The organism is Puniceibacterium confluentis, assembly GCF_007923445.1.
Classification (GTDB): domain Bacteria; phylum Pseudomonadota; class Alphaproteobacteria; order Rhodobacterales; family Rhodobacteraceae; genus Puniceibacterium; species Puniceibacterium confluentis.
In genome coordinates this window covers 104,903-124,877 of sequence record NZ_VOJI01000006.1, presented here as the reverse complement: position 1 = coordinate 124,877, position 19,975 = coordinate 104,903, and the positions used below count along the sequence as shown (strand labels likewise).

Below are 19,975 nucleotides of genomic sequence, written 5' to 3'. Positions count from 1 at the left end.
CCACCGTTTACTGCGCGGCCTTCAGGGCCTGCCACAGCTCGAGATAGGCCTTGCGGTTTTCCTCGCTGACCGGACGCTGGAACTGCACCCGGGCCACAACGTCGGGATCACCCAGCACGCGCTTGTTGAACGACTCGTCCGGCAGCGCCGCGGCCGCGGCACCGTTCGCAGAGGCAGGCGCGCCCTCGGCATCCCATTTCACATAGAACGCGGGATCAATCATCCAGTCGATGAACGCCAGCGCCGCCTCTTTGTGGGTCGAGGATTCCGGAATCGACAATCCGTCAAGCCAGGCGATGGCGCCTTCCTGCGGCACCACGAACTGGACCGGCAGCCCCTTGGACTGCGACCGCGCGGCGGAACCGGACCAGATTGTCGCCACCTCGAATTCGCCCGAGGCCATGAATTGATTCCAGTCGTTCTCGGACCCCCAGTAGGTCTTGATCTGCGGCATCAGCGCCGCCAGTTTTTCCCGCACGGCCTCGAGATCCTGAATGTCGTTGATGTCCTGTCCGGTGGCGATGGCGGCGAACTGCACCGCCTCGAGCGCGTCGTCGCGGATCGACACCTTGCCCTTGTATTCGGGATCCCAGAACACCTGGATCGTGGTCGGGATGTCCTTGACGTCATTGGTGTTCACCGCAAAGGATGTCAGCCCCCAGGTCCAGGGCACCCCATGCAGCGCGCCACCGGGGTTCAGGTCAGGATTCTGCGCCATGTTCGCCGGGATACCGGCAAAATTCTTCATCGGCGCCGGGTCGATGGCGGCGATGAGCCCCTCTTCCTGGGCCTGCGTCGTGAAGGCGGCGTTGATCAGAACCACGTCATAGGCCCCGGGATTGGTGCGCATCTTGGTCAGCATTTCCTGTTCGGAATTGAAATACTCATGCGTGACGCTGTGGCCCGTCGCTTCGGCAAAGGCCTGTGTCGCCCAGCCCAGATCGGTGCCGTAGCCCTGCCAGTTCAGAACGCGGATCTCATCGGCCAGGGCCGGGGTCGCCATCAGGGCGGCGGTGCTCAGAAGGGCAGCAAGTTTCATTGGGGTTTCCTCCGTGTTGGAACGTTTCTTCTGCAATCGGTTCAGGGGACAAAGGGTGTTTCAAGCTGGCCGAGAACCTCGGCCCGGGTCGGCGCGGTGGCAGGACCGTGGCGGGTCGTGGACAGGGCGGCGGCGATATTGGCGTAGCGCGCGGCCCGCAGCGCATCGCCGGTGCGCGACAGCTCGGCGATGAAACTGCCGACATGGGTGTCCCCGGCCCCATTGGTGTCGACGGCCTGCACCTCCAGCGCGGGAATGTGCGTTACCTGTCCGCCCTGCGCCAGATAACAGCCCCGCGCCCCGTCCCGCAGCACGGCGCCGCCGTCGGGACGGCCCCGCGCCAGGCACAACGCCACCTCGGGGGCCGGCATCGTTCCGGCGATAACCCGGGCCTCGTCCAGGTTCGCGCTGATCCAGCGGGCCCGTCCGACCGCGACCGCTAACAGCGCCGGGTCCAGTGCGGCGACCACCGGCGAAGGGTCGAAAACCAGGTTTGGCAAATCGGTTCTGGCCAGCCAGTCCCCCAGAGCCCTGCGCGACCCGCGGTAGTGCAGCGCATATCCCGACAGCAGCGTCCAGCCAAAGGGCTCTGTTGCAACCGCGTCGATCTCGGATGCACTCAGGTGGCCTTCGGCGCCGGCGGCGGCAACAAAGGTGCGTTCTCCCGCGGCGTCGATCATCACCGTGCAGCAGCCCTGATCACGGGCAGGGTCACGCTGGCGCAGAATCTCGATCGCGTGTCGCTGCAACCCCCGCGCGACCACATCGGCAAAGGGACCGGTGCCGAGACTGCCGCCATAGCTGACCTGCATGCCGGCCTGACGCGCGGCGACCATCGCGTTGAATCCGCCGCCCGGCGCGATCTCGAAGTCGGTGACGATGGCCTCCTGCCCCGGCCGGGGCACGGTTTCCACCCGGTAGATCAGATCGGCGATGACGCCGGACATCTGCAACAGCCGTGGCGTCGTCGCAGGAGTCATGACGCGCTCTCCGCCGGAAAGCCCGGCGCGGCCCCACGCCGCATTCGCAGCGCCACAAGGTCGGCAGCCAGGGCATCAATGGGCAGGCAGTTCTCGGCCATCAGGGTTGCGCGCACTTCCGGTGGCACCCCCTGTGATCCGCAACAGGCCCCGGCCATGGCCCCGGCGATGGCACCGATGGTGTCGGTATCGTCGCCGATATTGGCAGCGATCAGGGCGGCACCCCAGGGCGCACCGCCCGCCATCCGCACAAGTCCAAAGGCTGCCGCGACCGACTGCGCCGATGCAACCGATGTGCCGACAGTCGCTGCGAACACTTCTTCGGTCGCGCCGCTGGCGGCCAGATCCAATGCGGCGCGGATCCTGCCCGCCACGTCGCCGTGGCCCGTGGCATGGCCGCGCTTCTGGCCCAGCATCGCCGCTTGCAGTGCGCGCGGTACGGCCTGTTCAAAGCTGGCGCCATCTATCCCCAGGCTGACAACCATCGCAACGGCCGCAGCGGCCGCGATGGCTTCGCCGGTGTTGTGGGTCACCTGGCAGGTTTCTGTGACGTGATCGACGAGGCGCCCCACATCGCCGTGCGGCGTGGCGATGCCGGCCGGAGCGATGCGCATCGCGGCGCCATTGGTGGTGCCGTTGCGCCCGGTTTCCGAAACCGGCGTTCCGGCCAGCATCGCATCCAGCGCCGCCCTGGACGACGGCCCGAGCAGGTCGCGCAGGCCACGGGCGCGCACGTCTCTTTCCCACGCAAGCAGATCGCGGCTCCAGCCCCGGGCATCGAAGCGATCCGGTGCGGCCAGCAGGCGATGCGCCAGCAGCAGCGTCTGTTCGGTGTCATCCGTCACCTGCCCGGCGCGCAGCCCGTGCGACACCGGATGATCCGCGAACGGCGCGACAAAGGTGGTGATGCGACCGTAGCGCGCGCGGATCACCTCCCGCGGCAACGTCTGCGACGGCATCCCCAGCGCATCGCCTGCCGCCAGGCACAACAGCGTGGCGCGGGCGCGGTCCGTGGCCGGGCTGAGGACATCCTGCACCATGCTAGAACTCCATGTGCAGGGCAAACAGGTCGGGGTCGAGAATGCTTTCGACAAACTCGATCACCGCTCCGTCCGCGCCGCGGGTCAGGCGCCGCAGCCGCAGCATCGGCTGCCCGTTGTCGCGTCCCATGAGGCGCGCATCCTCCGGAGCGAGACTGGTCAGAACATTGGCCCATTCCTCGCCGCTGGTGCCGATGAGACCGTGCGCCTTGAGCGTGGCATCCAGCGAACCGTCCCGCAGCCCGGAGTCGAGCACATCCGCGAGCGAGGACCGCCAGGGGATGCGGCTGCGTTCCAGCGAAACGCCCTGCCCGGTGCTGTCGCGAAAGCGCAGCCGGTCGACGCAGAGACAGTCCGCCCCCGCCGCAAGCGGGCCATCGCTGATTTCGCAAGCACGGCGCTGCAACGCCAGCACGCGCGACGACAGCCGGTCCCCCGAGGACGCCAGCGCCACAGACCAGCCGGCGGCGCTGTCAATCGGGGTGCCACCAAAGGTGACAAAGGATCCGATGCCGCTTCGCGTGGTGATCAGGCCCTTGTCGGCAAGGATCTCAAGCCCCTTGCGCACGGTGTTCCGGCTGACCGCAAACCTCCGGACCAATGCATTTTCGCTGCCAAGGGCATCGCCCCGCCCCAGCTGGCCAGAGCGGATTTCAGCCTCGAGCGTATGTGCGATGACTGCCGATTTCGAGGCGCCGATCAGACTCACGTCACTCTCCTGTTCAGTCTTGTTGTGAACAGGTTTGAACAGGTTCAAAAATATGTCAACCAAATTCTGGTCCGTTGCCTGTGACCGGCGTGGCCAGCCGCGGCCGCTATGGCAGAAACCGGGTGATCAGCCACAGCGCGCCCAGCAATACCGGCTGGTGCAGCAGATAGATCATCAGACTGTGCCGCCCGGGCCAGGCCAGCCACTGCCACTGCCACCGGGACACAGACGGCACCACCGGGCGCAGCTGCAACCCGGCGACAGTTCTGGCACTAAAAACCCCCAGCAGGACCGGCGCGAACCACGGCACCAGCGGGATGAAGTCAAGGGACGGACGCGGGGCCGAACTGAGCCCTGTCCACTTCATCCACACGGCATCGAACGGCGGCGCCGTCAGCGCCTGATCGGCAAGAACGATCAGCAGCGCACCTCCAAGGGACATCCAGACGGGCAACCGCAGAAACGGCAGCGCCAGAACGCTCGACACGGCGATAGCGTGCAGGATGCCAAAGAAGACATACTGTCCGGGCACCGCCAGAAAGGTTGCGAGGCTGATCGCCGCCGCAGCACCGGCCAGCACGACAAGCCGTCGCGCAAAATTGCGCCAGCGCCGATGCCCTTGCTGCGCCAGCACCAGGCTGACACCCGACAGGAACAGAAAACTGCCCGCCACACTCCGCGCAAACACGGCCCAGCCCCCGGACAGCGTTGTGCCCGGCGCGGCCAGACCAAAGATCTCGAGATCCCGCACCAGGTGAAACAGGATCATGCCCAGCAGCGCCGCGGTTCGTGCCAGATCCACCACCAGCAATCGCGGCATTGGCCCCGGTGGCGGCACGCGGGTGGCAACTGGCGCCACTGACGGTCTGCCCGCGCCCGTCACGTCGGCCGGATTCGCAACGCGACCGCAATCTCCACGCGGTCGCAGCCGCACCGCAAGGTCACGGTGCAGGGTTTCGCCAGCGGATCCGCCTGTCGCATATGTGCTAGACCTCGCCTTCGGCGACCCGGCGCATGTCAGCTTCGAATTGACGGCGCAGATCGCGGCGCATCACGGCGGCGCGGTTGCGCCGGTTTTCGATATCGGTGCGCAGCTCAAGTTCCGGCACCATTGCCGGCCGTCCGTCGTCTCCCATCGCCACCATGGTAAAATAGCACGAGTTGGTGTGACGCCGGGCGCCACTGCGGATGTCTTCGGATTCGACCCTGATGCCAATCTCCATCGAGGTGCGTCCGGCGTGGTTCACGCTGGCCCGAAAGGTCACCAGCTCGCCCACATTGACAGGTTCCTTGAAGACAACCTGATCCACCGACAACGTCACGGCATAGCGCTGCGAAAACCGCGAGGCACAGGAAAAGGCGACACGGTCCAACAGGTTGAGAAGCGCCCCGCCGTGTACCTTGCCGCTGAAATTCGCCATATCGGGCGTCATCAGCACCGTCATTTCGAGCTTGCGGGGGTCCATATCGTGCCGTCCTTTCGGTCATTGGATCGCTGACAACCATAACCGCCGCCGCCACTTACGCAATCTTGGAGCCAACCGAACTGCCGCCGCGCAGAACCGGAAGCAGCGGGTGCCATGCATCCGGATAATTTGCCGGATAGCGGCGTGTCTCAGCCCTGGACCTGCACCGGATTTTGCAGCGCCGCCCGCGGAGGCGCGAGCGACTGCGGTGCCAGCAAACGCTTGACGTTTGCGCGGCGGTGCGGTGCAAACGGTGCCGTGCGCGATCCCTCCGGGCCGCAACGGAAATCAAAGGATGACGTCTTGGATCTTTCGCCACTGCCACACTGGCTGGAACAGGACGGGCGCTGCGCCGCTGCGATGGCTCTGGATGGCGGGGAGATGGCGGCTCTGGGGGTCGCCCTGCCCCCGGCCCTCGACCGCGCCGTCGCCAAACGCAGGGGGGAATACCGGGCCGGGCGGACCTGCGCCCGAAGGGCGATGCAACGCCTGTCCCCGGCGCCAGCCGCCGCGAACATCGACGCCAGCGAATGGCCTGAGTTCGGCCCGGACCGCGCGCCCGTGTGGCCGACAGGCGTGACCGGCAGCCTGACCCACAGCGCGGCGGTCGCCCTATGCGTGGCAGGTCCGGCACGGCAGTTTGCCGGACTGGGCATCGACATCGAACTTCCCGTCCCGGCGCAGGAAGGGCGGCGCCTGGCACCACGCATATATTGTCCCTCCGAATTCGAACCACTGGCGGGCACGGACTGGGCCGAGGTGGGCTTTACCCTGCTGTTCTCGTCCAAGGAAGCCATCTACAAGGCGATCTACCCTACGGTGCAGCGGTTCGTCGATTTCCACCAGGCACGGCTGTTGTCCCTGTCCGGCGACAAGTTGGTATTCGCGCTGTCAGACGAGCTGTCGCAACAACTGGGGCACCAGCACAGGTTGTATGTGCGCGCGGCACGCTGGCAGGGGCATATCCTGACCTTCTGCGCCCTTGCGGCACGCGGGACTGATGCGAACACCGGTCCATAATGGCCGCGGCGGAATTGTCCGGCATCCCGCAAGATCAGTCTGTTTTCATGGCATTTCCAGCTATTCCGATGCATCCGCCCACATAAATTCAAGACATTTTTCGGCGTTAATTTACCGAAAAATCTTGGCGCTGCGGGCAAAAAAAGTTGGACTTTGAGACGCCAGTGACGAATAACTTGTGCAGGCGATGACGTAGCGGAAGACAAATTTTTCAACCTTAAGGTTTCCTGAACGACTTTTTTCAATACGACAAGAGGTGATACAATGGCGACTGCAGCACTCTCCAAAGAAGATGAAAAGACCGCAACCGCAGTAGAGGCTCGACACGGCAAGGTTGCCGAAATCATTTCGTCCTCGGTAAAATGGTCGGCTGCGGGTGGCGTGGTGCCGGTGCCGTATCTGGACCTGCTCGCCATTGGCGCGGTCCAGGTGCAGATGGTGCGCAAAATCTCGGCCGCCTACGGAATGGAAGCAGACGAACAGACCCTCAAGGCGCTGATCACGTCGCTGTTGGGCACCCTCGCGCCCGCCGCCGTCAGCACCAGCCTGCTGGGATCCTCGGTCAAGCTGATCCCGTTCAGCGGCACGCTGATCGGCAGCGCGGGCATGGCCGCCTTTGCCGCCGCCTCGACCTATGCCATCGGCAAGGTCTTCGTGCGCCACTTCGAAGGCGGCGGATCCATGCTCGATTTCAGCGTCGAGGCGATCAAGAAAGACCTGCAAGAGGAGTTCTCGTCCGCGAGAGCCAAATAGGCCGCCCTCTTGATGCACCCGGTCGTCGTCATAACCTACCTTAGCCTCTGTGCGATTGTGGGGCTGTTCGGTCGGGACCGCGCCCTGGGGTTCGGCGGCTCGTTCCTGATTGCAATCATCCTGACGCCGCTGATCATGGCCATCATGCTTTTGCTGACCCAGCCCAAGCATTAGTTGTCCACATGATCAGAAAGGCCTTCCAAACCGCGCGTCCAGACGGGCTGGGCGAAAAACTTCTGAGGCTGATGGCCTCGGGAAGCGGAGCCCGGACCAGGACGCCGGGCTTCGGGCTTTTGCGGCTGTGGTCCTCCGTCGGAAAGCCCGGCCTGCTCAATCTCGGGCTGGTTGCCGTCCTGTCCGCCACCTGCGGCACGGTGGTGCTGTACCTGCTGAACGCCGAGGCGCGCGAGGTCGAGTATCACGGCTATTCCCGGATCATGGCCTTCGGGTTTCTGCTGCTGCTGGTCATCTACCGCTGGGCGCAGAATTACCTGATCCGCGAGGCGACGCAGGCCATCGAACTGGCGCTGCACGACCGCAGGCTGGCGACCTCCGAGGATGTCCTCAGCCTGTCGCTTGAGGATATCCAGGCCGTTGGCCTGCGCACCGTGATGGATGGCGTCGGCGCGCACTACTCCGCCTTGTCGCAGACTCTGGTGCCGATCATTGCGGGCGCCGAAGGGATGATCCTGCTGCTGTTCATGTTCGCCTATCTGGTGTTCCTGTCACCTTTGGCGGCGCTGCTCACCACTGTCGTCGTGGTGCTGACGGTCGCGGGATTCCTCAGCAGCCGCAGTCTGCTCGACGACGACATGCGGCGTGCCACTCAGGCCGAGGAGTCCTACCGCGAGATTACCGAAGGGCTGGTGCGCGGCGCCAAGGAACTGAGCCTGAACCCGGAGCGACGCCACGATTTTCACATGGATGTGCAGAACCGGTCGGCGAAGCTGGCGGAAAGCCGCAGCAATGCCGCGGCACATTTTGCCGGCATGCTGGCCACCGGCAATTCCGCGTCCTACCTCATGGCCGGATCGGTGGTGTTCATCATGCCGCTGGTCTCTCCGGACTCTTCGGGCGACATCTCGCGGATCATGATTGCGGTGATCTTCCTGTTGGGACCGATCAGCGCCGTGGTACAGACCTTCCAGCAGGTGACGACGGCACAGTTCGCGCTGTCGGAAATTGATGCCTTCCAGGCGCGGGTCGCCGCTCTGGCGGCACCGGACCTTCAGGTCGCGACGACAGAGGCCGCGCCGCCGTTCCAGACACTGGAACTGGAGAACCTCAGTTACCGGCATGGCGGCGAACAGGGCTTTGCGATCACCGACATCGATTTTGCCCTGTCGCGCAACGAAATCGTTTTCATGACCGGCGGCAACGGGTCGGGCAAGACCACGCTGCTGCGGGCGCTGACCGGGCTGTATCCGCGCCGTTCCGGCGACATCGTGCTGAACGGCGACACGGTTCCGCTGTTTCCGCAGCAATGTTACCGCAATCTGTTTTCCACCGTCTTTGCCGATTTCCACGTGTTTCCAAAGCCATACGGCCTGGACGACGCGGGGCTCGAACGCTTTGCGCACTGGCTGAACGAAATGGGCATCCGTGACAAATTCGGCCCCGACCTGCGCACCATAGACCCGGGAGCACTCTCCACCGGTCAGAAAAAGCGGTTGGGACTGGCGCTGGCGCTGGCCGAGGACCGTCAGGTTCTGATCCTGGACGAATGGGCCGCGGATCAGGACCCGGAAACCCGGCGGCGGTTCTACCGCCAGATCCTGCCGGCGCTGCGCGATTCGGGAAAGACCATCCTCGCGGCGACGCATGACGAACAGTATTTCGACTGTTGTGACCGAAGAGTCCACATGGCGTCCGGACGCCTGCACCGTGAGGGACAAGATGACCCCAGCTGACCGGCCCCGCGCTCCCGGACTCTCCCCCCGCCGCAAGACACGCCTGCGGCACCTTACCAATGGTCTGAGCTTTGCGATCCTGATCGGCATCGTTGCCTTGGTGCTGTTGTGGGATCTGATGGTGCACACCACCCCTGTGGGCCATACCAGCGTGGTCTGGCACCGGGTGTCCTGGAGCGACAGGATTTCCGAGGGGCCGCTTGAGGAAGGTGTGCATGTCATTCTGCCGTGGGACAAGTTCTATACCTACGACGTGCGCCTGCAAACCTTTGACCAGGTCTACGAAGTGGTCTCGAGCGACGGCCTGCACATGGAGATCACGCTGACCTTTCGCTGGCGCGCGGTGAAAAACAACATTGTCGAGCTCAATACCAACGTGGGTCTCAACTACCTGCAGACGCTGCTGGTGCCGGTGGTCGGGTCCGTCGCCCGCGAGGTGATCTCGCGGCACGAAGCGGAAAAGCTGTACAGCGTATTGCGCGACGAGGTGCAGACCGAGATCTACGAACGTGTGGTGACGCACGACTACCCCAACGGCATCGGCCGGCACGAGACGCAGAATGACACCGCCGATCTGGTGGTGCTCGAAGACACGCTGATCAAGAGCGTGCGCCTGCCGAGGGCCCTGCAGGAGGCGATCGAACTGAAGCTCGAACAGGCGCAACGGGTCGAGGAGTACAAGTTCCGGGTCCAGACCGAACGGCTGGAGAGTGACCGCAAGGAGATCGAGGGCCACGGCATCCGCCGGTTTCAGGAAATTGTCTCTCCGGCGATTTCCGAGAGCTATCTGCGCTGGCGCGGGATCGAGGCGACACTGCGACTGGCGGAATCCAACAATGCCAAGGTGGTGGTGATCGGCAATTCCGAGACCGGTCTGCCGCTTATCCTCGACACCAGCACACAGGGCATGGACCTGACCCCGCAGAAGCCCTCGACGAACACCGGCCCGCTGCTCCCGCCTCTGAAAATGGACATCACCGAAACCGGTGACGGTCAGATCGTGACCCAGCGCCCGAACCCCGACGGTGCCTCCGGCCACCTTGAAAACGGCGAAGTGTCCGGGGAGTCCGTCTTTGCCCCGGTTGAACAGCTGAGAGGCCCCTCCGCGGCAACCGAGCCGCAGCCCGATCCTCAGCCCGACAGTCCATGAGACGGCGATGCGCGATCTGATCTGTCTGCCCTATGCCGGTGGCGGCACTTCGATTTTCCATCCCTGGACGCAACAGGCGGGTCCGGGGTTGCGGGTCTGTCCGGTCTGCCTGCCGGGGCGCGAAGGCCGGATCGGCGAGACACCCTTTGCCCGGATGTCCCCCCTGCTCGACTGGCTGGAGACGCATCTGGAAGCTTCGTGGCAGCGGCCGCATATCCTTTTCGGTCATTCCATGGGTGGCATCGTCGCCTATGCGCTCTGCCTGCGCCGGATGCGGTTTGGCCGGACGTTGCCACAGGCGCTGGTGGTGTCGGCCTGTCGACCACCGCCCCTGCGGCGCGATGTGCAGATGCATCGGCTGGGCGGGACCGACCTTCGGGCACGGCTGCGCGCCTACGACCCCGCCAACCTTGCCTATGACACCTACCCCGAGCTCTGGGATCTGATGGAGCCGGTACTGCGGGCCGATCTTGCGGTGATAGAAACCTTTGATCCGGGACAGGTGGCCCGGCTGCCCATTCCGGTCATTGCCCTCTCGGGGCTTCAGGACCCGCTGGTGGCGAGCGACGACATGGCGGGCTGGTCGGACGCGGGCTGCGCCTTTGACCATCACCGATTTGACGGCGGGCACTTCTTTCTGCGCGATGCGCCCGCCGCAGTCTTGCACCGCATGACGCAATCGCTGTGTGAACTGACCGGTGCTCCCGCACCGCCCGGCTGACAGCCCGGGCGCTCAAAGCCCAAGATCTGCGGCCAGCGCCTCCATGTCAATTTCACCAAGGGTCGGAGACAGGGTCCGGGTCACGCCGTCAATGAGTGCGGCCCGCAGGTTGGCGCCAAAGGTCTCTGCCACCTCGGTGCGGATCAGGGCCGGATCGGCGCTCAGTGACAGGAACATCCCGGTGTCGCTGCCATGTGCCAGCACGCTGAGCCCGTGCCCGGTGCGGAACCCGGGGTCCACAGCCTGTCCCAACCCCTCCCAGTCGATGTGCAGCCCTGCTGCGTTGCCCTCGGTCGCGGCATCGGTGGACAAATCCCCAAGGTAGTTCAGTGCAAGGGGCGACTGGAATTCGCGCAGGGCGTCACCGTCACCGCGCTGCCAGGCCAGCAAGCCGAAGCCCAGCCCGCCGCGCGGCAGTTCGGCCAGCGGATCCGCCTGGTTCTGCGCGCTCACAACCACGGGTGTGACCCGCGTGAACCAACCGACACTGCCCGAAGCGTCGGGCACCTGACGCGGCAGGTCGCGACCGTGGGTTTCCAGGTCGATCACCGAGCGTGGCCAGCCCATGGTTTGCTGTGCCGCCCGCGCCATGGCGCTCAGCAGCCGTGTCTGCATTCCCGTGCCCCTGTCCCCCGGCATGGCGCATTCCGACTCCGGGATGTCGAGCCGCAACTGCAGCATTCCTTTTGTTTGGGCACAGTCCGGTTGCGGCAGGATCAGCGTTTCGGCCAACCGCGCGACGCCATCCCAATACGGCTTTTCGGTGGTTGTGGTCGGCGACACCGCCTCTTTGGCCAGAGCCGCGCAGATCTGGGTGTACCGCGCCCGCAGCGGCGGCAAAGAGCGGTGCGGCGCGTGCAACAGAACGCCCAGTTCCGAAACAAGCGTGTGCCAGGACAGCAGGTCGACCGAAAGATGATGCGCCACCAGCAACAGCTGATCCTGATCCTTGTCGCGCAACAGCCGCGCAGAGAACAGGTGTCCTGCCAGCGGGTCGATCTCGGCATGGGCCTGTTCAGCCACCGCCGCGCGCCGGTCTGCAAGAGCGTCTGGCGGGACATCGCTCAGATCCTCGAGCTGCAACAGCCTGCCGGTGGGTGCAGTGTCCGGCTCGGCAATCCTGACCGTTGCGGGGTCGAGTGTCAGGCGCAGGGCGCCGTGGCGGCGCAACAGTGTCTGCAACGCCGTCTCGAGGGCGGCGGCGTCGCCACGGGTCGGCAGGCTGACCAGCACGGATTGATTGAACCGCTGGCGCAGACCGTCAGAGCGGTCGAGAAACCACGCCTGAACCGGGTGGGCGCAAACCTGGCCCGGGTTCACCGCAGCCTCACAGGTCTGCGGCTGGCGCGCGACACTGGCCAGTGCCACCGCGCTCTGATGGTGCAGGATCTCGGCTGCCGTCACCTCGATGCCCCGGGCCGCAAGGGCTCCGACGGCCCGCACCGCCGAAATCGAATCCCCGCCCAGCTCGAAAAAGCCCAGCGTCGGGTCGATGCTCTCGCGGTCGAGCATCCGGGCCATGACGGCGGCGATGCGCCGGGCCAGATCCGGGACTTCCGCCGGGCCCTCGGGTGTCGCGCTGACCGGCGCCACCAGCTCGGGCAGCTCGGCGCGCGCCAGCTTGCCGTTCACGGTGCGCGGCACCGTCTCGATCTCGCGCAGGATTCCCGGCACCGCATACCGGGGCAGATGCTCTGCCGCATGGCTGCGAACCCCGTCCAGGAAACCGTCCGGAACCAGACGCGGTGCGCCCATCTCGTCAAACAGATGGGCATGCAGCGGGCTGTTTCCGAACCCCGGTGACACGTGTGGCACCGCAAGGTGGATCGGCGCGACCTGCGCACCGCGCCGCACCACCGCGCCGTCCAGGGCAAAATCGGGATGCCGTCCCTGCGCATTCAGGCTCCGGGTGATCCGCAGCTTGATGTGGTCCCCCCCGGCGACCTCCAAACCCTCCGGACCAAGCGGCACATAGACCGGCAGCCAACTTGAGGTGTCACCCAGCACATCTATTCGCCGGTTCGCGCCGACATCCAGTGTCAGCCACAGCACAAACCCGGACATCTTTCCGTCGCGCAGCACGGTCAAAGTGACGTCATGACTGCCCTCGAGCGCCATGTCGCGGGTAAAATCCAGAGATTCGAACACGTCCGAGCCGCTGAGCAGGCGGTCGCGGTCGAACCGGCGCAGACACAGTCTGAGATCGAAGGGACGACCGGTCTGCTCAAAGATCCGGCGCACGTACTCGGCGGCCACCGGGGAAAAGCCCGGGTCGATCTGGGCCAGCGGCAGGTCCACCGCCGCAATCCGGGTGACGCTGCTGCGGGGCAGCATGTTTTCGGGCCTGCGCAGCTTGGTTCGCACGGCGTTCAGGATCGCTGCGGCGCCTTCGGAGCCACCGATTCCGCCGACAATTTCCGAGATACACCAGTCGGCGGGCTTTGGCAGGTCCACCGTGGTGGCATCGCCGGTCAGCACAGTGATCCTGTCCTGCAATCCGGCATCTGCCACGGCGGCGCGGGCACGTTCAGCAATTTCGGGGTTGATTTCGACCGCATAGACATGACGGGCCCCGGCCTCGATGGCCATGCGGGCCAGAATGGCATAGGGTCCGGGCCCGACTTCCAGCACGACCTGCCCCGGCAGATGACGTTCGAAGCCTTCTCGGTAACGCGCGTTCCGGCCCCGGTCCCCGGCCATGGCCTGGTAAACCACATCGTCATAGACAAAGAATTCGGCAACCGACGGCCAGAGGCTGACAGGCCCCGGAGATTTCAGCACCCAGGCACCCAGCGTGGTGCGCCCGCCAGCTCCGGCAAGCGGCGCGACAATCGCCCGGGCCACGTCCGGGGCTGCGTTCAGCCGGGCCTCGACCTCGGCCAGCTCCAGCCGCTGACCCGAGATTTTCACCTGGTCATCCCGGCGGCCCTGAAACACCACGGCACCATCGTCGCGCAGTGTGGCGATGTCGCCGGTGGCATAGCGCCGCCCTCCGGGCACCTCGGCGGGTGCGAATGCGTTTTCCGTCAGCTCAGGCTGGCCGAGATAGCCGCGCGCCAGACCTGTGCCGTGCAGTATGATCTGCCCCGGAACCCCCAGCGGCACCGACCGTCCCGACCCATCCAGCAACGCCAGACCGCTTCCCCTGATCGGGGTGCCGATGGGGATTGCGGGGCTCGGGTCGCGCGGATCGACCACATGCATTGTCGAACAGACCGCATTTTCGGCAGGACCATAGGCGTTGATCAGCCGCACCCGGGCGGCAAGCCGCCGGGTCTCGTCCGGGCGCGCCGCCTCGCCCGCCGTGATCAGAACCTTCAGCGACGCGGGCAGCACGTCGCGGGCGACATCGAGAAAGCTGGGCGGCAGGGTCACATGGGTGATGCCGTGATCCGCCATCACCTGCCGGAGCGCTGCCGGATTTTCCAGCGTGTCGCGGCTCGGAACCACCAGCCGCCCGCCCGACAGAAGCGTGACAAACACTTCCGAGACATGGGCATCGAAGACCGGCGCGGCAAATTGCAGGACCCGGCTGTCGGCACCGACGTCAAAGGCGGAGATCTGCTGGCGCAGCATGTTGCTGACAGCTCGGTGTTCGATCATTACCCCCTTCGGAGCTCCGGTCGATCCCGAGGTAAAGACGACATAGGCAAGGTCGCTTGGCGCGGCGCGATCGACGGCAACCGCGCTGGGGGCGATGTCCTGCACCGGAAGCGCACCGTCATCGGCGCAGGTGGACTCCGCCGCCAGCACGGACCGGGCGCCAACACTTTGCAGCACCAGTTCCCTGCGTGCGCGTGGCCAGCGGTCGTCCAGGGCCACCCAGGCGCCGCCGGCCTTGAGTATTCCCAGGATCGCCGCCACGCCGGCAGCCGAGTTCGCGCCGGACACCGCCACGATATCCTCGTCCGCGAGACCCCGCGCGATCAACGCCTTTGCGATGCCGTTCGACCAGTGGTCCAGCGCGGCGTAGCTGAGTGTCCTGTGCGCATCCTGCACGGCCATGGCATCGGGGGTGGATTGGACCACCTTTGCGAACAGCGCGGTCAGGGTTGTGTCCTGCTCTGCCAGGTCGGAGCGGTCCAGCGCCGAGACCAGCGCCGCCTGCGCGGCGTCATAGGGGCTGAGCCCGCCAATGGCACGGTCCGGCGCCGTGGCCATCTGTTGCAGGATGGTCTGGAAATGCCGCGCGATGCGTGCCGCCTGCCCTTTGTCAAACAGTGCGGTGTCGTGATTGAGGTCCAGCACCAGCGCGCCGGTGCGCCGGTCATGGGTGACGTGGAAGACGAGATCGAACCGGCTGAAGGCCCATTCGGTGTCCCGCCCGAGCGGCGCAAGCGTCACCCCGTGCAGATCCAGCTCTGGCCGGTCGGCCTCATACAACACCAGCATGACGTTGCACACCGGATTGCGCGACAGATCCCGAGGCTCGTTCAGATCTGCGACAAGCCGGCTGAACGGCCAGTCTTGATGGTCCAGCGCCGCCTGTGCCCGCTGAGTGACCCGGTCCAGCCCCTCGGACACTGTCGCCTTGCGGTCAAGAGTCACGCGCAGGCAGAGGGTGTTGGCGAAAAAGCCTATCTGGTCGGCAAGATCCGGGTGGTTGCGCCCAAGCACCGGGGTGGCGATGACCATGTCCCCCTGGTCGGCGCGCTGATCCAGCGTGATCGCCAGCCCGGTGAGCAGGGTGTTGAACAGAGTGCTGTCACGGCGCTGCGCCAATGCCGACAGGTCCCGGGCCAGCCCCTCTGGAAGGTCGTGTCGCACCGTGGCCCCCGCAAACTGCTGGCGGGCCGGTCGCGGATGCGATTCCGGCAGGTCGATCCCGCGCGGCGCGCCGTCAAGCGTGGCTTGCCAGAAATCGCTCAGACGGGCGGATTCCGCGGCGGCAAGGCGCGCGGTCTGCCAGGCGATGGCGTCGCGATACTGCACCGTGGGCACCGGTAACGGCGCATCCGTGGCATAGGCCTGCCCGATCAGCTCGACCACCGTGTTCAGCGACTGACCGTCACAGATGGCATGATGGAACGAGATCACCAGACACACCGGTTCCGCGCCCCCGCGCCGGGCCGCAACCACCCGCAGCAGGGGCGCCACCCCAAGGTCAAAGGGCCGCTGACGTTCCCGGTTCAGCAGCGCCTGGGCCGCGCCGTCAAAATCCGTGCCGGGCAACTCCGTGGTTTCGATGCGGAACCCGGGATCTGGCATGACGACCTGACGCGGCACGCCGTCGATCTCCTGGATGCAGGTGCGCAGAATTTCGTGGCTTTGAATCAGGTGGACAAACGCACGCTCCAGCCGCGCGAGATCGATATCCGCGTCGGCGCGGAACCCGAAACACAGGTTGTAGACCACCGGTGCAAGCCCGATCTTCTGCATCGCCCACAGCGGTTCCTGCGCATCCGACAGCGGATCATGCGCGGCAACGGGCGCTTTCGGGATCGGTGCCATCGCGGCTCTGGTCGCGGTGTCGGCGGCTTGCCCGTCCAGCATCTGCGCCAGCGCCCGAATGGTACGGGCCGCAAAAAAATCGGCGATCCGCAGCTCCACCCCGGTTTCACGATAGATTGCGCCCAACACCTTGATCGCCTTCAGGGAATCACCGCCGAGATTGGCAAACGGGGTCTCGACCCCCACCGTCTCCAGCCGCAGGATCTGCTGCCAGATCGCTTCGATCTTGCGCTCGGTTTCCGTGGCCGCCGCAACAGGGCCTGCATCGCCGTGGACCAGCGCTTCGGGTCTGGGCAGCGCGCGTTTGTCGATCTTGCCGTTCATCAGCACCGGCAAGGCGGCCAGCGGCACGATGAAACGCGGCACCATGTAGTCAGGCAGGCAGCCTCGCAACGTCTCCCGCAGGGTTTCCGCGCTCCCGGCCGACGGCCCGCCTGTGACATAGGCCACCAGGAACGGGTCGACCGGATCGTCCCGGTTTATGACCACGGTGCAGCCTGTCACACCTGAAAACCCGCGCAACGTCGCCTCGACCTCGGCTCCTTCCACCCGGTTGCCCGCAATCTTGACCTGAGAGTCGCGCCGACCCAGGCAATCGATCTGCCCGTCCGGGCGCCACCTGCCCATGTCGCCGCTGCGGTACAGGATGTCATTGGCCTCGGTGCCAAAGGGATTTCGCTGAAACCCGGCACGGGTCGCCTCCGGATCGTTCAGATACCCCAGTGAGGGAAACCCGGTGCGGATGCAGATTTCCCCGATTTCACCCGGCACAGCCGGCCGGTCCGGTTTCAGGATCAGCACATCGGTGTCCGGCAGGCACCGGCCGATCGGGAGCATCCCGTCCGGCAGATCCTCATCTGCGCCGATTTGGGCGAAAACCTTGGCCAGAGTCGTCTCGGAGGGGCCATAGAGATTGACGACCGTGGCCTTGGCGGCCTGGCCCGCCGCGGCGCGCCAGGCCTTGACGTCCCTGCCCAACAGCGGCTCTCCGGCCAGGAACAGATGCCGCAGCGTGTCCGGGGGCGCGCAACCCGCGTCCCCGGACTGTTCCGGTGCCAGTTCAAGTTCCGAGGTCAGAAGCCGCAGCAGACTGGGCACGCAATGCAGCAGCGTCACTTCGTGGTCGCGCAACCAGCCCAGCAACTGACGCGGCGCCGCGATCACATCCCGTGGCGGCACCGTGACAACGCCGCCCAGCGACAGTGGCAGCAGAACGTCGCGGAGGCTGACGTCAAAGGTGACCGGCGCCAGTTGCGCAGAGCGCGTGGTGGCGTCCAGCGCAAAGGTGTCGCGCTGCCAGGTCAGGAAATGGTTCAGGCTCTTGTATCGCCCGAGGATGCCTTTTGGCGTGCCGGTGGTCCCGGATGTGAACATCACGTAAGCCGCCGCATCGGGACGCATCGCTTTCAGTTCCAGTGCCGCCGGGGCGATCTGCTCCAGCGCCGCCCGGGGCAGATCCGGTGCAAGGGTGTGGGCAAGCTCTCCCAGGCCCTGCGAATGCAGCAGCCCAGCCGGTCCGGCCCGCTCCAGCATGGCGCGGATCCGGACAGGCGGCAGGGTCGGATCAATGGGCATGAATGCCGCGCCGCTGGCCGCAACCCCAAGCATACCGGCGATCTGCGCCGCCCCCGCAGGTGCCAGAATGGCCAGGATCCGGGTTTTGGCGGCGGTGTCGGGCACTGCCGACGCCCAGGCCGCCACCCCGCCCGCCTGCCGCGCCAGCGCGCCGCGGCTCACCGCGCCACCGGCATCCATGACCGCCGTGGCATCGGGGTCTTGACGGGCAAGGGTCAGGATCGAGTCGCGGTAGTCGAGCATGTGAAAAACCTTGTCAGTATGTGAGCGGCCGCAAGCGCGGCGATTTGCAACGGCGGAATCAGGCGACGCTCATATCGAACGTCGCCATCAGAAGTTCGGTGGTCAGGACGATCATCAGATAATCGTCTTCAAAGGTCTGGCTCAGGTCAAAGCCCGGGCTTTCGTACTGCGCCCGCAGCCGCGCCACGGTTTCGGGGTTGAACACGCCGCGCCGCCGCACCGTCTCGGGGGCCAACAGGTCCATCACCCAATCCTGGCGCTTGCGCAGCAGATGAGGGCTGCCCTGCGCGACAAAACTGAACTTGCGACGCCGACACAGGTCCGGCGGCAGATAGCGCGCCCCCAGCGTCTTGAGCATGTACTTTTCCTCGCCACCGCGCAGCATCAGCCCCGGCGGAATCCGCCGCGCGACCTCGATGACATCCGGATCCAGAAAGGGATACCGCGCCTCGACGCTGGCGCAATAGGCCACCCGGTCGGAATGATCGGCCAGAAGGTGGTCCGGCAGCCGCAGCTTGAGGTCCAGGTACGAGCGTTTGTGGAACGCGCTGCGCCCCGCCAGTTGCGCGATGTCGACAGGGGGCGCCGAAAGCGCCGAGAACGTTGCCCGGCGCGCCCGCAGCGCGTCTGACAGCAAGGCGCCGGTCAGGTCGGCGTTGGCGGCATAGTCACGTTCGTAAAAGAACCCGTTGTCACCCCAAAGCGCGGCGCGGGTCTCCTCCTCGATCAGTGCCTCGACATCGTCGCAGGCGCCGGACTCGCGGGTCAGGTCCAGACGGTAACCGACATAGCCACCGAACAATTCGTCCGCGCCTTCGCCGGTCAGCACCACCCGCATGCCCTGCGCCGCCACCAGACGGGCCAGCACCAGCGTGCAGGCATTGTAGCTTTCCTTCAGCGCGGTTTCCCCCGCGGTCACGATCTCGGTCAGGCTGTGCAGGATGTCGTCGTCACGGAACGCAATCTCGTGGTGTACCGAGCCAATCTGGTCCCGGACCAGGGCCTGCCACGGCGCTTCGTCGATGGCCCTGTCCGCGAAGGTGACGGAAAAGGAATGCCGCGCGGTATCGGGGGCGATGTCATGCGCCAGCGCAGCAATCAGCGCCGAATCCAGCCCGCCGCTGATGTAGACGCCCACCGGCACATCCGCCACCAGCCGTCGCGCCACCGCCCCGCGCAGGGCGGCGTCCAGGGCGTCCAGCAGTTCGGCCTCGTTTGCGTCGGGTGCCGGGTCTGTCGGAAAATCGTAATCCCAGTATTTGAGGTCGCGCACTTCGTTGCCGTCAATCACCAGCAGATGGCCGGGGCGCAGGGCCTGCACGCCCTGAAACATCGTGCGCGGACTGACCAGCCCCGGAAAGGTCAGTATCTGGTCAAGCCCGGCAGGGTCCAGATGGCAGGCAAGGTCCGGATGTGCCAGCAACGCCTTGATTTCCGAGCCAAAGATCACGCCGTCGCGCACCCGGGCCCAGAACAGGGGCGCGATGCCGGTCTGGTCGCGCCCCAGAACCAGACGGTCGCGGACCACGTCATAGACCGCAAAGGCGAACTGGCCGTTCAGATCGCGCGCGAGGTCCAGTCCGTCGCGGGCATAAAGATGCGGGATGACCTCGACATCGCAGCGGCTGCCAAAGCGCGCACCCTGCCCGGCAAGCTGGCTGCGCAGCGCCGCGTGATTGTAAATCTCGGCATTGGCCACCGCCGCGATCTGACCACCTGACGCGAACATCGGCTGCTGCCCGCCCTCAAGGTCTATGATCGACAGGCGACGGCAGCCCAGCGCGACACGGTCCGCAATGAACTGCCCCTCCTCGTCGGGACCGCGATGGCGGATGGCCTGCAGCATCCCGGGCAGCGCGGCCCTGTCAGCCCCGCTCAGCCCAGAAGAGCGATAGATTCCGGCAATCCCGCACACCGC

General features: G+C 65.7%; 14 protein-coding genes. 6 read left to right on the top strand and 8 right to left on the bottom strand.

Features of this window, described 5'->3' with window-relative positions; all coding sequences use genetic code 11:
* Nucleotides 1-7: 7 nt before the first annotated feature.
* The 6 genes from FOY53_RS08880 to FOY53_RS08855 form a co-directional block, all read right to left on the bottom strand.
* The gene (locus FOY53_RS08880; protein ID WP_146587888.1) at nt 8-1,039 is read right to left on the bottom strand and encodes an ABC transporter substrate-binding protein; all 1,032 of its coding nucleotides are present in this window, start codon (nt 1,037-1,039) and stop codon (nt 8-10) included.
* A gap of 41 nt (nt 1,040-1,080) precedes the next feature.
* Nucleotides 1,081-2,019: a PfkB family carbohydrate kinase gene (locus FOY53_RS08875; RefSeq protein WP_146587886.1), complete on the bottom strand. Its 939-nt coding sequence runs from the start codon at nt 2,017-2,019 to the stop codon at nt 1,081-1,083.
* Nucleotides 2,016-3,059 (bottom strand): ADP-ribosylglycohydrolase family protein, encoded by a 1,044-nt coding sequence (locus tag FOY53_RS08870; protein ID WP_146587884.1) that lies wholly within the window; start codon nt 3,057-3,059, stop codon nt 2,016-2,018. Before FOY53_RS08870 ends, FOY53_RS08875 begins: the two co-directional genes overlap by 4 nt.
* 1 nt (nt 3,060) lies before the next feature.
* Nucleotides 3,061-3,768 carry a GntR family transcriptional regulator gene (locus FOY53_RS08865; RefSeq protein WP_146587882.1) on the bottom strand — a complete coding sequence of 236 codons (708 nt, stop codon included), beginning with the start codon at nt 3,766-3,768 and terminating at the stop codon, nt 3,061-3,063.
* Nucleotides 3,769-3,874: 106 nt separating this feature from the next.
* Complete coding sequence (locus FOY53_RS08860; RefSeq protein WP_146587880.1) at nt 3,875-4,588, bottom strand: heparan-alpha-glucosaminide N-acetyltransferase; 714 nt, start codon at nt 4,586-4,588, stop codon at nt 3,875-3,877.
* A 166-nt stretch (nt 4,589-4,754) separates the two neighbouring features.
* A complete protein-coding gene (locus tag FOY53_RS08855; RefSeq protein ID WP_146587878.1) occupies nt 4,755-5,234 on the bottom strand; it encodes an acyl-CoA thioesterase in 480 nt (159 codons plus the stop codon).
* A gap of 303 nt (nt 5,235-5,537) precedes the next feature.
* On the opposite strand from FOY53_RS08855, the gene FOY53_RS08850 reads away from it, so the two are divergent.
* From FOY53_RS08850 to FOY53_RS08830, 6 genes are all read left to right on the top strand, one after another.
* The gene (locus FOY53_RS08850) at nt 5,538-6,254 is read left to right on the top strand and encodes a 4'-phosphopantetheinyl transferase family protein (RefSeq protein WP_186766554.1); all 717 of its coding nucleotides are present in this window, start codon (nt 5,538-5,540) and stop codon (nt 6,252-6,254) included.
* A 264-nt stretch (nt 6,255-6,518) separates the two neighbouring features.
* On the top strand, nt 6,519-7,007 hold the full coding sequence (locus FOY53_RS08845) for a YcjF family protein (protein WP_146587874.1): 489 nt from the start codon (nt 6,519-6,521) through the stop codon (nt 7,005-7,007).
* A 12-nt stretch (nt 7,008-7,019) separates the two neighbouring features.
* Entirely contained in the window at nt 7,020-7,181 is a 162-nt protein-coding gene (locus tag FOY53_RS23045; protein ID WP_186766553.1) for a hypothetical protein, read from the top strand.
* A gap of 8 nt (nt 7,182-7,189) precedes the next feature.
* The gene (locus FOY53_RS08840) at nt 7,190-8,917 is read left to right on the top strand and encodes an ATP-binding cassette domain-containing protein (RefSeq protein ID WP_146587872.1); all 1,728 of its coding nucleotides are present in this window, start codon (nt 7,190-7,192) and stop codon (nt 8,915-8,917) included.
* Entirely contained in the window at nt 8,904-10,067 is a 1,164-nt protein-coding gene (locus FOY53_RS08835; protein ID WP_186766552.1) for a prohibitin family protein, read from the top strand. The genes FOY53_RS08840 and FOY53_RS08835 overlap by 14 nt, the downstream gene beginning before the upstream one ends.
* A 7-nt stretch (nt 10,068-10,074) precedes the next feature.
* Entirely contained in the window at nt 10,075-10,788 is a 714-nt protein-coding gene (locus FOY53_RS08830; protein ID WP_146587868.1) for a thioesterase II family protein, read from the top strand.
* Nucleotides 10,789-10,800: 12 nt separating this feature from the next.
* Here FOY53_RS08830 and FOY53_RS08825 read toward each other — a convergent pair whose 3' ends face one another.
* On the bottom strand, nt 10,801-18,057 hold the full coding sequence (locus tag FOY53_RS08825) for a non-ribosomal peptide synthetase (RefSeq protein ID WP_146587866.1): 7,257 nt from the start codon (nt 18,055-18,057) through the stop codon (nt 10,801-10,803).
* Between the two features lie 58 nt (nt 18,058-18,115).
* Nucleotides 18,116-19,972 (bottom strand): asparagine synthase (glutamine-hydrolyzing), encoded by a 1,857-nt coding sequence (asnB, locus tag FOY53_RS08820; protein ID WP_146587864.1) that lies wholly within the window; start codon nt 19,970-19,972, stop codon nt 18,116-18,118.
* Nucleotides 19,973-19,975 lie beyond the last annotated feature (3 nt).

Bases quoted from the DNA above. Each gene is read 5' to 3' on its own strand.
- FOY53_RS08880 (WP_146587888.1), bottom strand. From the start codon at position 1,039: ATGAAACTTGCTGCCCTTCTGAGCACCGCCGCCCTGATGGCGACCCCG.
- FOY53_RS08875 (WP_146587886.1), bottom strand. From the start codon at position 2,019: ATGACTCCTGCGACGACGCCACGGCTGTTGCAGATGTCCGGCGTCATC.
- FOY53_RS08870 (WP_146587884.1), bottom strand. From the start codon at position 3,059: ATGGTGCAGGATGTCCTCAGCCCGGCCACGGACCGCGCCCGCGCCACG.
- FOY53_RS08860 (WP_146587880.1), bottom strand. From the start codon at position 4,588: ATGCCGCGATTGCTGGTGGTGGATCTGGCACGAACCGCGGCGCTGCTG.
- FOY53_RS08855 (WP_146587878.1), bottom strand. From the start codon at position 5,234: ATGGACCCCCGCAAGCTCGAAATGACGGTGCTGATGACGCCCGATATG.
- FOY53_RS08845 (WP_146587874.1), top strand. From the start codon at position 6,519: ATGGCGACTGCAGCACTCTCCAAAGAAGATGAAAAGACCGCAACCGCA.
- FOY53_RS23045 (WP_186766553.1), top strand. From the start codon at position 7,020: ATGCACCCGGTCGTCGTCATAACCTACCTTAGCCTCTGTGCGATTGTG.
- FOY53_RS08840 (WP_146587872.1), top strand. From the start codon at position 7,190: ATGATCAGAAAGGCCTTCCAAACCGCGCGTCCAGACGGGCTGGGCGAA.
- FOY53_RS08835 (WP_186766552.1), top strand. From the start codon at position 8,904: ATGACCCCAGCTGACCGGCCCCGCGCTCCCGGACTCTCCCCCCGCCGC.
- FOY53_RS08830 (WP_146587868.1), top strand. From the start codon at position 10,075: ATGCGCGATCTGATCTGTCTGCCCTATGCCGGTGGCGGCACTTCGATT.
- FOY53_RS08825 (WP_146587866.1), bottom strand. From the start codon at position 18,057: ATGCTCGACTACCGCGACTCGATCCTGACCCTTGCCCGTCAAGACCCC.